The organism is Microbulbifer litoralis (assembly GCF_023634065.1).
GTDB lineage: Bacteria > Pseudomonadota > Gammaproteobacteria > Pseudomonadales > Cellvibrionaceae > Microbulbifer > Microbulbifer litoralis.
The window spans coordinates 50,995-65,432 of sequence record NZ_JALKCV010000014.1; the positions used below are offsets into that span (position 1 = coordinate 50,995).

At 63.9% G+C, this 14,438-nt stretch carries 9 protein-coding genes; 3 read left to right on the forward strand and 6 right to left on the reverse strand.

Translation table 11 applies throughout. From position 1 onward, the window contains the following. Positions 1-81: 81 nt before the first annotated feature. Positions 82-561 (reverse strand): HPP family protein, encoded by a 480-nt coding sequence (locus tag MWN76_RS17320; protein WP_250463722.1) that lies wholly within the window; start codon positions 559-561, stop codon positions 82-84. Positions 562-703: 142 nt separating this feature from the next. Here MWN76_RS17320 and MWN76_RS17325 point away from each other — a divergent pair, with 142 nt between their 5' ends. Next, positions 704-1,270: a TetR/AcrR family transcriptional regulator gene (locus MWN76_RS17325; RefSeq protein WP_250463725.1), complete on the forward strand. Its 567-nt coding sequence runs from the start codon at positions 704-706 to the stop codon at positions 1,268-1,270. Here MWN76_RS17325 and MWN76_RS17330 read toward each other — a convergent pair. Continuing rightward, positions 1,267-2,265 carry a cyclase family protein gene (locus MWN76_RS17330; protein ID WP_250463727.1) on the reverse strand — a complete coding sequence of 333 codons (999 nt, stop codon included), beginning with the start codon at positions 2,263-2,265 and terminating at the stop codon, positions 1,267-1,269. The genes MWN76_RS17325 and MWN76_RS17330 overlap by 4 nt on opposite strands. A 141-nt stretch (positions 2,266-2,406) precedes the next feature. Here MWN76_RS17330 and MWN76_RS17335 point away from each other — a divergent pair, with 141 nt between their 5' ends. Continuing rightward, positions 2,407-3,300: a LysR family transcriptional regulator gene (locus tag MWN76_RS17335; RefSeq protein ID WP_250463895.1), complete on the forward strand. Its 894-nt coding sequence runs from the start codon at positions 2,407-2,409 to the stop codon at positions 3,298-3,300. Positions 3,301-3,456: 156 nt separating this feature from the next. On the opposite strand, the gene MWN76_RS17340 is transcribed toward MWN76_RS17335, so the two are convergent. After that, positions 3,457-6,033, reverse strand: a complete 2,577-nt coding sequence (locus MWN76_RS17340; protein ID WP_250463730.1) for a glycoside hydrolase family 3 protein — start codon at positions 6,031-6,033, stop codon at positions 3,457-3,459. A 305-nt stretch (positions 6,034-6,338) separates the two neighbouring features. On the opposite strand from MWN76_RS17340, the gene MWN76_RS17345 reads away from it, so the two are divergent. Then, positions 6,339-7,541, forward strand: a complete 1,203-nt coding sequence (locus MWN76_RS17345; RefSeq protein ID WP_250463732.1) for an AraC family transcriptional regulator — start codon at positions 6,339-6,341, stop codon at positions 7,539-7,541. Between the two features lie 206 nt (positions 7,542-7,747). On the opposite strand, the gene MWN76_RS17350 is transcribed toward MWN76_RS17345, so the two are convergent. From MWN76_RS17350 to MWN76_RS17360, 3 genes are all read right to left on the reverse strand, one after another. Next, on the reverse strand, positions 7,748-9,199 hold the full coding sequence (locus tag MWN76_RS17350; RefSeq protein ID WP_250463735.1) for a sugar porter family MFS transporter: 1,452 nt from the start codon (positions 9,197-9,199) through the stop codon (positions 7,748-7,750). Positions 9,200-9,409: 210 nt separating this feature from the next. Then, on the reverse strand, positions 9,410-11,944 hold the full coding sequence (locus MWN76_RS17355; RefSeq protein ID WP_250463738.1) for a cellulase family glycosylhydrolase: 2,535 nt from the start codon (positions 11,942-11,944) through the stop codon (positions 9,410-9,412). Positions 11,945-12,038: 94 nt separating this feature from the next. Next, entirely contained in the window at positions 12,039-14,324 is a 2,286-nt protein-coding gene (locus MWN76_RS17360) for a glycoside hydrolase family 3 N-terminal domain-containing protein (RefSeq protein ID WP_250463741.1), read from the reverse strand. Between the last annotated feature and the right edge of the window lie 114 nt (positions 14,325-14,438).

Genomic DNA, 14,438 nt, shown 5'->3' on the forward strand with positions numbered 1-14,438 from the left:
GGGGGGGCGTAATCCCGAACACTGCATGTTTATACAGTATCGCGTGGACGCAGACAAACCCGCGGCGCGACTGCCTGGCCATCACAGCCAGCGCTGGGGATAGGGCTGGCGCGACAGCAGCCGGTGGTAGGCCAGGCCGAAGGCGACGATGGCCAGGGTGCCGATCGCCACTGGCGAGATCAGGAAGTGCCAGTCTTGCCCGGTCAGCATCACCACCAGCGGGTTGGCGCCCGCCGGTGGGTGCGTGGTGTCGGTCAGCAGCATCAGGGTGACCGCCAGGCCCACGGCGAGGCCCAGTGTCCAGGCGTTGACGCCCAGGGCGGTGGCGACCAGCAAGCCGACGCCGGTGGTGAGCAGGTGCCCGCAGACGATATTGCGCGGCTGTGCCAGCGGACTGGCGGGCAGCCCGAACAGGATCACCATGGTCGCGCCGAACGGCGCCATCAGCCACAGGGCATCGTTCAGGCGGCCCAGCCCGCTCAGCAGGGTGATACAGGTGGCGGCGCCGAGGCCGGCGATCAGGGCGAGCGGGTAGGGTGCGGCATTGGCCGGGCGTTTCATCGATGCCTCCAGGTTGGCTTTCTATCGGATTGATGAATTATCTGGGTAGACAAATTTGTCTACTTTAGGGTAGACAGATCGGTCTCCCGATGTCAATCTGTGGCAAATTCTCTTTGCAGACCGGCGTGAATGGCGGGGTTTTATGGACAAGCGCGAGCAACTGGTGCGGGCAGCATTCGATCTCTTTTACCGGGAAGGTATCCACGCGGTGGGCATCAATCGCGTGTTGGCGGAGTCCGGGGTGGCCAAGAAAACCCTGTATCACCATTTCCCGGCCAAGGACGCTCTGATCGAGGCCACCATCGAATACCGCGACCGCCGTTTCAGCGACTGGCTCAGGCATCGCATGGCATCGGTCCCGGCGGGGCGCGAGGCCCTGCTGGCGCTGTTCGATGCCCTGGATGACTGGTTTCACGGCCGGGCAACCGATATCCAGGCGTTCCACGGCTGCTATTTCATCAACGTGAGCGCCGAGTTCGGCGATCCGGCGCATCCGATCCACGCCCGCTGCGCCCGGCACAAGGCGTCGATCCGCAGCCTGTTGGCGGAGCATGTGAACCACTGCGCGGAGAGTGCCGAACAGGCTTCCTACCTGCTCGACACCCTGTGTCTGCTCAAGGAAGGGGCCATCGTCCGGGCGCATGTCGAGGGGGATCGACGGGCCGCACAACAGGCCCGGCAGGTGGTGGCCGGCCTGCTAGTGGACTAACGCACGGGAATCGCCACCGGGCTCATGGGACCCGCGTCGGCGCCGCGCAGTTTCAGCGAATTGCCTATGAAGGCGAATTCATATACCCGGTCGCGGGCCAGGGCTTCCAGGTTGACCACCTCCAGAATCGGCACCCCCTGTTGCGCGAGCAGGTAGGTATGTACCGGAATGTAATTGCCCTCCACCCGGGATGGAAATGCCTCCGGGGCGATATTGTCCGCGCCGATAATCATGGCCCCGGCATCTTCCGCCAGAAACTGTGCGGCGTCCATAGTGAGGCCGGGATAGTTTTCCTGGTAGGTTTCGGCCCTGTCGTAGTCCCGCATGCGACCGGTGCGGATCAGCACCACATCCCCCCGTTCCAGCGCCACTTGCTGCCGTTCCAGCGCCTGTTTCAGGTCTTTCACGGTTATCCGGTAGTTGTCCGCCAGCTGGGGCAGGTCTTTTGCCGCTGCGATATCGATCATCACGCCCCGGGCGATGACCGGGGGAATGGTCTCGGCGCCGGCGACAGTCCAGCCCCGGTCTCCCTGGTACTGATCGGCGGTGAAGCCATTCCAGATTTCGCCATTGAGCCCGAAGTGGCTCAGGGCATCGATATGGGTGCCGCTGTGGGTGTACATGGAGATGGCACTGCCGCTGTAGCTGACGTGCCGGTTGATGTCTTCCCCGAGGTTCATGGGATCTGCGATCCGGTTACCCCGGGGAGTGTGGGTCATCCAGAAACGGTAGGGTGGGTCCCCGGCAATATGGACGCCGGGCATGCCGATATAGTACTCCACGGAAAGATCGTACACCTCGCCGCTACTGATGCGGGAGAGAATGTGGAGTCGCGACTCGGGTGTCATCAGGTTGAGGCGCCCGCGCTCGTCTTCCGGGCCCCAGGGGCTCTGGCCGACATCGCTGTCTGGCTGGGCGGGGGAGGGGGCCGACAGTAGCCCGGTCAGCAGCAGGGCAGCGCCCCGGGGCAGGAGGGATTTCCCGATTCTGAACATAATGACCTCGTTTCCATTGCAGGGGATTTGAGGCCACTCTATTGATTTCTCGGAGTGAAATAATCGTGATAACTTTCCATAAACTGTTAATGATTCTTCAATAATCAATTGTGGGTTGGCGGAACTGGGCCCTGGGTGACTATGGATAAACTGGTGGCGCTGACAGTGTTCCGCCGCGTGGTAGAGTTGAACGGTTTCGCCGCCGCGGCGGCGGACCTGGGATATTCCGCGGCGGCCGTCAGTAAACATGTGCGGGCGCTGGAGTCCGAACTGGGCGCGCGGCTGCTGCACAGGACGACGCGCCGACTCTCCTTGACCGATGCCGGCAGGGCCTACTATCGCAGTGCCGTCGAGGTGCTGGATCAGGTGCATTCGATGGATGAACTGGCGAAGAGCCTGAGCCAGACGCCGCGGGGGCACCTGCGGGTCAACGCGCCCATGTCGGTGGGAATAGAGCTGTTGGCCCCGGTGGTCGGCGATTTCCTGGCGACCTATCCCGATATTCATATCGAGTTGTCACTGGACGACAGCCGGGTGGATATGCTCCAACAGGGGTTCGATCTCAGTATCAGCGGTGCCAGTGGCCTGAAGGATTCCAGCCTGGTCGGGCGCACACTTGCCGAGTTGCCGCGGCGGGTGTACGCCAGCCCGGATTATCTTCGCCAGTGGCCGGCGCCCGAAAGCCCGGAACAACTGGGCGAGCACCGCTGCCTGCTGTACTCGCTGGCGGAAGAAACGGCGCGATGGCGCTTCGCCAGGGACGGCCGGTCCGAAACCGTAGCCGTGGGTTCCCATCTGGAGATCAATAACTCAATGGCGCTCTGCCAGGCGGCGGTTGCGGGGGCGGGGATTGCGCTGCTGCCCGAGTTTATCGCCGATCGACATGTCCATTCGGGACGGCTCCGGCCGCTACTCGAAGAGTGGCGGCCGGAGCCCCGGTTTCTGTACCTGACCTATCCCCGGCACAGGGAGAGTGCGCGGGCATTGCGGGTGTTTGTCGATTTCCTGCTCGAGACATTCCGTACAATACACTAGTGGTCCATGCGAAAAGTTTGGTGACTAAGGAGCACAGCCAAAGTGTTCAGATCAAGGCGAGAAAGCGCAGGAATAGTGGTTCTATTTCAAGCTTTCTCAACGCAGAGCTGGACGCTTTGGCGACGCGAACAGTTACACAACTTTCCGCATGGACCACTAGCCCCCACAGCGGATTTGCGCCGATTCCGCGGCGCCCGGCACATACTTGATATTGGCCACCGCCAGCGACAGCGGGCCTTCACTGCTGAGCGACAGGCTGTTGGAGATCCGCGAGAAGTCCGCGCCGTCCTCGGCAAAGCACTGCAGGTCGATGGTCAGTTGCGACCAGTCGCCGGTGGGCAGTGACTGCAGCGGCTCCTGCAGTGGCAGTTGGCCGGTACAGCCATCGGCGCAGGCGATCTGTGCGAACACCGGTTTTCCGGGCAGTTGATCCACGCGGATATCCAGCGACAGCGCGGCGTTCTCCTTGATGTAGCGGCTCAGGTCCTGCGGCTTCTGGGCGCTGAGCCGCACACTGCCGCCGCGCAGGCCTTTCCAGTCGATCAGGCGGGCGTCCTCCTGGGATTCCATGTCGATGGAGGCCACGGTGATATTGTCGTCCCCGCCGCTGCTGGCGCGGTTGCCGGTGACGGCCACCGGGTCGCGGCCGTTTTCGGCGATCACCAGCTGCCAGGGCGCGCGTGGGCGGGATACCATCAGCCAGGCGTCTTCCAGTGCGCCGTCGGCGTAGGTCTCACCGTCGTCCGGCAGGTTGTTGCTGATCTGGGTGTTGTCGCCGTAGTGCAAGCCATAGCCATAGGTGAACAGCGGTTTGTAATCGTCGTCGCCGTGGTTGATGACGGTCTGGTGGACCAGGCGCGGCCAGGTGAAGGACAGGCGACCGGTGAAGTCGTACTGTTTTTTACCCTCGGCGTCGGTCAGTATCACGTCGGCGACTCCGGCGCCCTCGGAGCCCGGCAACCAGGCGGCGACGAAGGCATCGGACGCATTCATTTCCTTGTTGACCCACAGCGGGCGGCCGGAGAGGAAGATGCTGACCACCGGGATCTTCTGCTGCTGCAGTTTCTGCAGCAGATCCAGGTCGGTCTTGGTGCCCAGCTGGTACTCGATGCTGGCCAGGTCGCCGTGCCACTCGGCGTAGGGATTCTCGCCGAAGACCACCACCGCCACATCGGGTTTGCCGCCATCGTCGAAGGTGTCCGATTCGAAGCTGCCGTTCGCGCTCAGCACTGCCTCGCCACCGGCCGCGCTGACTGCGCTGCTGATGCCGTCGTAGATGGAAGTGGCCCCGGGGAAATCGGCATCGGTGTTGCCGGTGCCCTGCCAGGAGATGGTCCAGCCACCGCTCTGCTTGGCGATATTGTCCGCCGCGTCACCGGCCACCAGGATGTTCTGTTTCGGGTCCAGCGGCAGCAGGCCGCCGTTGTTCTTCAGCAGCACCAGGGATTTGCGCACTGCCTCGCGGGCGATGGCGCGGTGCTCCGGGCTGCCCATGATATCGGTGCGGCCGGCCAGTGGCTGGTTGCGCTCGAACAGGCCCGCGCGCAGTTTGACACGCAGGATGCGGGAGACGGCGTCGTCCAGCCGCTCGGCGGAGATCTCGCCGCTTTTGGCCTGGGCCAGGGTGTTCTTGTACAGGGGTTTCCAGTCGGACGGCACCATGAACATGTCCAGGCCGGCGTTGATGGCCTGGGGGCAGCTTTCCACGGTGCAACCCTCGACGAAACGGTGGCCGTTCCAGTCGCCGACCACGAAACCGTCGAAGCCGAGGCGCTCCTTGAGGATGTCGGTCAGCAGGTACTTGTGGCCGTGCAGGCGCTTGCCGTTCCAACTGTTGAAGGAGGCCATCACCGTTTGCACGCCGGCCTCGAGGGCGCTGATATAGCCGGCGGCGTGTATCTCGGCCAGCTCTTTCTCACTGATCCGGGTGTCGCCGCGGTCGATACCGCGCTGGGTGCCGCCGTCGCCAATAAAGTGCTTGGTGGCGGAGACCAGGTGGCGGCCGTCGAGGAAGGTGTCGCGATCCTTCTCGCCCTGGATGCCTTCCACCATCTGCTCGGCGTACTGCTGCACGATGCGCGGGTCTTCGGAGTAGCTCTCGAAGGTGCGGCCCCAGCGGTCGTCGCGCACCACGGCGACGGTGGGGGCGAAGGTCCAGTTGATGCCGGTGACCGCCACTTCCCGGGCGGTGGCCTCGCCGATACGGCGGATCAGCTCCGGGTCGCGCGCGGCGCCGAGGCCGATATTGTGCGGGAACAGCGTCGCACCGATCACGTTGTTGTGACCGTGCACGGCGTCGCTGCCCCAGATCACCGGGATGGCGACGCCGCCGTCGGAGGTATCCATGGAGGCCTCATAGTAGGCGTCCGCCATGGCCAGCCAGTCTTCCGGGGTCGCGAACTTGTCGTTGTCGGGGTAGGTGCCGCCGCCGTTGAGAATGGAGCCCAGGTGGTATTTCTTTACATCCTCCGGGGTCACGTACTTGATTTCCGCCTGGATCAGCTGTCCCACTTTCTCCTCGACGGACATCCGGGACAGCAGGTCGGCGATCCTGGTTTCCAGCTCCGGGTCGCGCGGCAGGGCGGGCTGTAGTTCCGGCCAGGCGCTCGAGGTGCCGGCCTCCGGTGTCGACTTGGATTTTTGCCCGGGTGTCGGCGCATCGCTATCGCCGCAAGCTGACAGGGCGGCGCACAGTGCCAGGGCGCAGGCCGCACGGGTGTATCTGTGGAACATGGCTACTCCAGATGACTTGTCTGTATCGGGGGTGTCTGTGCCCCCTTTGTTTTTTTCTGTGTTGCCCCTGCGTGCCCGGTGGGGCCGGGGAGGCATAACAACGTGCGGCCTATTCTGGTGGCTCCGGGGAGAGGATTCGTCCTGATTCGCCCCGTTTCACAATGTTGGACGTTCGACTTTCTCCGTCGCGGGAAGTCTGACCGTTTCCGTCCGCGGTGTCTGCACAAATATTGCACGCTTGCGCGCCGCCGGCGGCCGGATTAGTCTTTGCCGCAAAACAATAAGTACCAGAGAAGACGAGAAACATGGATATCCTGCTGTTCAATTTCCACGATGTGGTGCTGATGATGACCGCCTACCAGTGCACCCTGTTCGGGTTGCTGCTGCTGGTCATCAGGCGGGAGGGCTATATCAGCAATGTGTTGCTGGCGCTCTTCCTGTTTACCCAGGCCGCCATCCCGGTGGATATCCTGATCAATTTCGGGGCCGGCTTCCGCCAGTGGGCCATCCAGGCCTCGCCCAACCTGTTCTATGTCTTCGGCTTCGCCTACTGGCTGGAGGGGCCGCTGCTGCTCTGGTATGTACGTTCGCTGATCTACCGCGACTACCGCCTGAAGCGCTTCGACCTGATCTATCTGGTGCCGTTCGTCGCCTATGCGCTGTTTGAATATATTTCCTACTTCCGCTTCGACAGCGAGACCAAAGTTGCCATGCTACAGGGCTATACGCCCTACGACGAGACACTGCTGAACCTGGTGATCGGCTTCGGGCGCGAGGTCTTGCGGGTGGTGTTCGGCGCGCTGGCGCTGCTGGAGATCCGCAACTGCCGGCGGCAGATGCGCGACACTTACTCCAATGTCGACAAGATCGATTTCAAGTGGCTGCTGATCCTGGTCTGGGGTTTCCTGGCGCTGCGTGGCTGGGCCGTGCTGGTGAATATCGCCCTGACTCTGGCGGCCCACCTGGATGTGATGGTGGACTTCCGCATCATGGGGCTGGCCAGCAACTACACGGTGTTTATCCTGATCAGCGCGATGATCTTCTTCAGCCTGAGTTACTCGTCCATGTTCGAAGGGCTGGACGGGCGCGACTCGAAAGATACGGCGGGAGACACCGAGACGGGGTCGGACAAGCCGGCCGTGGACAGCCAACTGGTGGACAAGATCACCCGCTATATGGAACAGGAAAAGCCCTACCTGGCGCCCACGCTGACGCTGGAGCAGCTGTCCACACAGCTGGAGGTGCCCAAGCGCACCCTGTCGAACGTGATCAACCGACACTTCGAGCGCAACTTTTTCGAGTTCATCAACCACTACCGCATCGAGGAGGCCAAGCGGCGCCTCGCCGATCCGGTGCAGGCGGAGCAGACGGTGATGGAGATCATGCTCGACTCGGGCTTCAACACCAAGGCGACCTTCAACTCCTTCTTCAAGAAACTGGTGGGCATGACGCCCACCGAGTTCCGCCACCGCAGCCTGCCGGAGAAGCCGACCTCTGCGGCGGTGTGAGGTGCGTTGGTGGTGATGGTAGGGCGCGCACCGTTGAGCGGGCCTGTGGAAGGTTGCCGGAGTTCAGTTCGTAAGGAGACTCCGGGGCGGCCCTGCTGCCGGTGGCTGCTTGTTCAACAGCCTCATCGGCAATCGTTTCACAAACAGCCCCCGACAGCAGGACCTCCACATTCGGCTTTGTATTCTTTTCCTGCCGTAGAGTCCCGTCAGCCCTGCATCTGCTCCAGCTCCAGCCCCTTGGTCTCGTGCACCAGGTAGATGACGAAGGCGATGGAGAGCACCGCGAACAGCGTGTAGATACCGTAGGCACCGGCGAGACCGATACCGGCCAGCATGATCGGGAAGGTCATGGTGATACCGAAGTTGGCGCCCCACTGGAAGAGGCCGGACACCGCCAGGCCGGAGCCGCGGATCTGGTTGGGGAACATCTCGCCCAGCATGGTCCACATGGCGGGGCCCCAGGATCCGTTGAAGAAGAACACATAGGCGTTGGCCGCGACCAGCGCCAGCAGGCCCATGCCCTGGGACAGTTGCAGCTTGCCGCCGGCATCCAGCGTGGCGTTGGTGAAGGCGAAGGCCACCAGCCCGAGCGTCACCGCCATGCCGATAGAGCCCACCAGCAGCAGCGGCCTGCGGCCGATGCGGTCGATCAGCGCGATGGTGATCAGGCAGGCGCCGATACTGACCGCGCCGGAGATGATATTGATCAGCAGCGCGTCCGCCTCGGAGAAGCCCACCGCCTGCCACAGTACGGCGCCGTAGTAGAAGACCACGTTGATGCCCACCAGCTGCTGGAAAGTCGCGAGGCCGATGCCGACCCAGACGATCTTGCGCACGCGGCCCAATTTGTCCAGCAGGTCGCGCATGCGCGGCTTGTGGTCGCCGGCGATGGAGTTGCGGATATCCGAGAGTTTCCCGTCCACCGCGGCGGCACCGTAGAGTTTGCCCAGCACGGCTTTGGCCTTGTCGGTCTGCTTGGACAGCACCAGGAAGCGCGGGCTCTCGGGAATCAACAGCAGCGACAGGAAAAACAGCGCGGCCGGGGCGATTTCCACCCAGAACATCCAGCGCCAGGCGTTGTAGCCCATCCACCATTCGTTGACGGCGGAACCGGCCACCTGTGCCAGCCAGTAGTTGCTGACAAAGGCACAGAAGAGCCCGGAGATGATCGCGATCTGGTTGATGGTGATCAGGCGGCCGCGCATCGCCGCCGGCGCCACCTCACTGATATAGGCCGGCGACATCACGCTGGCCGCGCCGACAGCCAGGCCGCCGAGAATGCGGTAGAAGACAAACTCGGCCGAGCCCGCGGCGACACCGGAGCCCCAGGCGCTGGCGATAAAGAACACCGCCGAGATCAGCAGCAGGTTCTTGCGGCCCCAGCGGTCCGCCAGGCGGCCGGCGAAGAAGGCGCCCACGGCGCAGCCGAGCAGCATCGAGGCCACATTGAAGCCGGTGCCGGCGGTATCGGAATTGAACGCCTGTTGCAGGCCGGTCACGGTGCCGTTGATGACGCCGCTGTCGAACCCGAACAGGAAGCCGCCGATGGTGGCGACACCGCAGATCAGGATGATAAAGGCCAGGGGAGGGGAGTCCGTCCTGCCCGCGGCCAGGGCATCCGGGCCGGGGGTGTTGGAATGGGGCTCGATCGCTTGCATGGGTTACTTCCTGCGTCGTTATTGTGTAGTACGGGCCGGGCGGTGGCCCGGCATCAATGCAGCCGGATTCGGCGGGCTGGCATAATGGATGGAACGGGCCCGCGAGATCGTCCTACTTTAAGAGAAATCGTAAAGTTGGACGGCGTCAGGATGTGCCACCTTCTCGCTGTACGCCGAACAGGTGGCACGCTCGCCCGTTTCCCGCCGGACCTATTGGCTTGTCATTTCGAACCAGTTCAGGTTCCAGGCCCCGCCCTGCGCGTCGATGCGCAGGGTTGTCTCGCCGGCGGGCAGCGCGATACTGCTGCCCACCGTTTCCCAGGCCTGCCAGTCGCCGGTATCGGGCACCGCGACGGTATCCACCGATTCGCCGCCGGCGGAGAGGGTAAAGCCCTCGCTGCCGCCGCTGCTGGCCAGCCGGTAGCGGATGTCGTAGTTGCCCGCCTGCGCGACGTCGACGGTATATTCGAGCCAGTCCCCGGCCTCCACATGGCCGATATTCAACCCGCCGCCGCTGTCGTTGGTGGTTTCGGTCTGGATGCCGGACATGGCATTGAAGCTCTCCGCCTCGATCCGGCCCGGCAACGGCAGGGCCACCGCGGCGGTGGCCACCTGGTCGCTGTAGTAGCTCTCCGCGGTGTCCGTCACCGCCGTTACCACGTAGTAGTAGGTGCGGTCGCCGCTGACCGTGTCGTCGACAAACAGCGGTTCGGCAATCTCGTCGGCGAGCAGTGAATATCCATTGCCGGACGTGGTGGAGCGATAGACCCGGTAGCCGGCCAGGCGCGGGTGGTTGCTGGGGGACCAGGTCAGCGTGGCGGAGCCGCTGCCCTCCGTCAGGGCCAGGTTCGCGGGCTCGTCCGGCAGGTCCAGCAGCGTGGGGCCCGTCTCGGCGTTCAGCGCCGCGCGCACCTCTTCGTGCAGGTCGTAGCGGGTATCGCCGAAGGCGCGAAACAGCGTTTCGATCTCCTTCGGGCTGGCGCTGTTGAAATCCAGCGGCGCGAAGGGACCCTCGGCCAGTACGTCGGTACCGTCGACGGGTTGCTGCGCCACCAGGTAGATCTCGGCCCAGGCGCTGGCGCTGCCGTTGTCCCTGAAGCGACCGGAGATACGGTAGTCCCGCCCGGACTCCAGCGTGACAGCCTGGTAGAGGCCACCGTTGATGTCGCCACCGCCGTGCAGGCGCAGGGCCGCGCCCTCGCCACCAGTGGGCAGGCCATCGGCCTCGCGGTAGTCGTAGTCGATTTCGGGCGGCGCACTCTGGTGCCACTCGCTCCAGCCACTGGCGTCGCCGAAGCCGCCGTTGAGCAGCAATTCATGGCCGGTGTCCTCGTCGACGATGCTGATATTGTCCAGCGTGACGTCCAGGCTGCCGTCGCAGCAGGCGCCGGACTTGATTACCAGGTAGTAGGTGTGGGTGCCGTCGCGGTCCGGGGTAAATGCGCTGCGACTGCTGCCACAGGCCTCCCCGAGCGTCGAGTCCCAGCCGGGGCAGGCCCAGGTGTCGGCCTTGGCCAGCAGGCCCAAGCCCTGTTCGTTGGTGACCAGCCCCCAGGTGCCATCGCCCTGGCCGCCGCTGTTGCCGACGATCTTGTAGCTCCAGGCGGTGCTGGCCCAGCCGTAGCCGGCATAAGTGTCGTAAGTCGCGCGGGTGATGTCGGCGCCCAGTTGCGCGCCCAGGCCGGTCCAGGGCTGGAATTCGCCCACCAGGAAGGGGGCGTCGAGGTCCTGCAGGCGTTGATCCCATTCGCAGACGCCGCCCTTGCCGTCACTGCCACAGGTGAGCCAGTCGCGGTGCACCGGGTAGCCGATCTCGCCCCAGCCGAAAATGCCCGGGTAGAAGTGCATCTCGAAGGCGACATTGGTCATGCCCGCGTCCGCCGGTGCGGGGTAGGCGTCGAGTCCCTGCGAATGGCCGGGCAGGATCACCACCGTGTCGCTGTCGACGGCGCGGATGGCGTCGTGGAGTTGGATCGCTTCCGCGGCCAGGTTTTCCGGCGTGGTGCCCCAGGGTTCGTTGAGCACGCCGTAGGCGGCTATCGCCTCGCGATCGGCGTAGCGGCTGGCGATCTGTTTCCACAGCCACTCGGTGCGCTGCTGGTATTCGGCGCTGTCCCAGTATTCGTTGTGGTCGGCGCAGCCGCTGTGGTGTTCCCAGCCCTGGGCGCCAACGGCGCCGTGCAGGTCGAGAATCACATAGAGTCCGCGAGCCTCGGCCTGTTCGATGGCCCGATCCAGGTATTGCCAGGCGTCTTCGCGCAGCGTCATCGGGTTGCGTTCGTCTTCGACCAGGTTCCAGATAAAGGGCAACCGCACGACGTTGAAGCCGAAGGATTCGATCAGGTCCCAGTCGCGCTCCCGGATCCAGTTGTCCCGGAACAGGTCCATCAGGCGCTCGCGCTCGGCAAAGCCGAAGCGCTCGTCGAAAATACTCTCCAGCGTGCACTGGTCGTTCACCGCATCGGAGCTCTGGCCCATCATCCAGAATTCCTGCAGCAGCCAGTTGCCCAGGTTGACGCCTTTCAGCAGTACCGGTTGCCCGTCTGCGTCGACCCAGCGGGTGCCATCGGTGTGCAGTGGACTGAGCACATCGGGTTCCGGCTCGGGTTCTGGCTCGGGCTCAGGTTGAGGTTGCGGCTCGCTGACCGGCGGCGCACTGTCGCTGCCGTCGCAGGCGACCAGTTGGAACAGGGTGAGAAACAGCAGACTTCCCAGACAGATTCTTATGATTTTGGCGATTGTCATTGTCGGAATCTCCGCGGCGGTGTGCCGGCGATCCGTGGCCGGCACACGCTATTCGAATTTGCAGGGTGGGTATAGGCGCGCAGCGACGTGCCCATCAACGCAGCGTGAAACGGCCCTCCAGCCCGGCCTCGGCATTGGGGGCGATCCAGACCCGGAATTCGCCCGGCTCGGCGACGCTCTGCATTTCCGCGTTGTGGAACGCGAGTTGATCCGCCCCGAGGCTGAAGGTCACCCGGCGCGATTCGCCCGCGGCCAGCTCGATTCTCTCGAAGCCTTTCAGTTCGCGCACCGGTCGCGTGACGCTGCCCACCAGGTCGCGCACGTAGAGCTGCGGAATTTCGGTGGCGACGACATCGCCGGTGTTGGTGATGGTGGCGGAAACCCGCAGGGTGTCGTCCGCGCCAATCTCGTCGGTGCTCAGTTCCAGGTCGGAGTAGCGGAATTTGCTGTAGGTCAGCCCGTAGCCGAACGGGAACAGCGGCCGGTGGCCGTAGTCCAGCAGGTTGGAGGAGTTGCCGGGCTGGTGCTGGAAGACACCGGTTTCGATTTCGTCGATGCGGGTGTAGTTCTCGTCGGTGGCCGGGCGGCCGGTGGCCATATGGTTGTAGTAGATCGGGATCTGGCCGGCGCCCACGGGCCAGGACAGCGGCAGGCGGCCGGAGGGGGATTTTTCCCCGTAGAGCACATCCGCCAGTGCCGGGCCGGCCATGGTGCCCGGGTGCCAGGCCATCATCAGCGCGTCGGCCTGTTGCAGGGTTTCGTCCAGCTGCAGCGGGCGGCCGGCCATCAGCACCATGGCCAGCGGTTTGCCGGTGTCGGCCAGCTCGGCCACCAGTTGCGCCTGGGCGCCGGGCAGGCGGATATCGCCGCGGCTGTGGCCCTCGCCGGTGAGAATGGACTCTTCGCCGCCCACATACAGGATCACGTCGGCTTTTTCCGCTGCGGCCAGGGCGGCGGCAAAGCCTTTGCGATCGGTATCGCGGCTGTACGCCAGCCCCGGGGCATGGACGATCCTGCTTTCACCGGCGATTTGGCGCAGCGCCGGCAGCAGCGTGTGGGAATATTTTTTGTCGCCGTTGTAGATCCAGGTTCCCAGCTGTTCGTGCGGGGCTTCCGCCAGCGGGCCGATGACGGCTACGGTCTGGTCTTTGCGCAGTGGCAGCAGTTGGTCGTCGTTTTTGAGCAGTACGAAGGTCTGTTCCGCGGCGCTTTCGGCTTCGGCGAGAAACGCGTCGCTGCGGATGATTTTCTCGCGCGCTGCGGCATTTCCGGCGCGTGGGTAGGGATGCTGCCACAGGTCCAGGCGCAGTTTGATACGCAGGATATTGGCGACGGCGTTATCCAGTTGCCGTTTGGAAAACTCGCCCTCCTCGATCAGCAGCGGCAGGTAGTGCTCGTAGGTATCGGTATGCATTTCCATATCGATACCGGCGTTGGCGGCGAGCTTTGCCGCGTGCCTGGCGTCGCGGGCGAAGCCGTGCGGAATCATTTCCATCACGGAGTTCCAGTCGCTGACGACAAAACCGTCGAACCCCCATTCGTCGCGCAGTATCTGTTGTGTCAGCAGCGGGTTGGCGGTGCCGGGGATATCGTTCAGCGTGCTGTAGGAGCTCATGACGCTGGCCATGCCGGCGTCGACGGCGGCCTTGAACGGGGGCAGGTAGATATCCCGCAGGGTGCGCTCGGGAATATAGGCGCTGTTGTAGTCGCGCCCGCCCTCGGCGGCGCCGTAGCCGGCGAAGTGTTTGCCGCAGGCGGCGAGGCTGCTGGGGTCGCCGAGGTCGTCGCCCTGGAAGCCCTCGACCATGGCGGTGCCGAGTACGGAGGTGAGGTAGGGATCTTCACCGAGGGTTTCGGCGATACGGCCCCAGCGCGGATCGCGGCTGATATCGATCATCGGGGCGAAGGTCCAGCGGATGCCGTCGGCACTGGCTTCGCGGGCGGCGACACGGGCGCCGCGGCGAATCAGGTCGGGGTTCCAGCTGGCGGCCTGGCCGAGCGGAATGGGGAAAATGGTTTCGTAGCCGTGGATCACGTCCTGGCCGAACAGCAGTGGGATGCCGCGGGGGCTTTCCTCCACGGCGATGCGCTGCAGTTCGGCGAAGGCGTTGTCGTCCACATCGCTGAAATTCACATTCAGGAAACCGCCGACCTTGCCGTCGCGGATGGCCTGTTTTATGGCGGGCATGTCCTCGCGGGAATAGGTGCCCCAGTCGCGCAGGGCGAGCTGGCCGACTTTTTCGCGCGTGGTCATTTTCGAGAGGAGTTGCTCGATACGTTTTTCGATATCCGTGTCACTCTGTGCCGCCTGCAGTGGCAGGGTGGTAAGGAGCATCAGCAGGGCGGCCACTAAACCGGGCCACGTTCGAAGCTTTTTCATTGGTTGCACCTGTTTTTTAGACGTTTTTTAACGTATTCCAGTTTGGGAGTGTCGTAGGGTGCGCCGTGCGCACCGCCGAGGCCGGTGTGTGTCTGGAATCTTTCGGTGCGCACG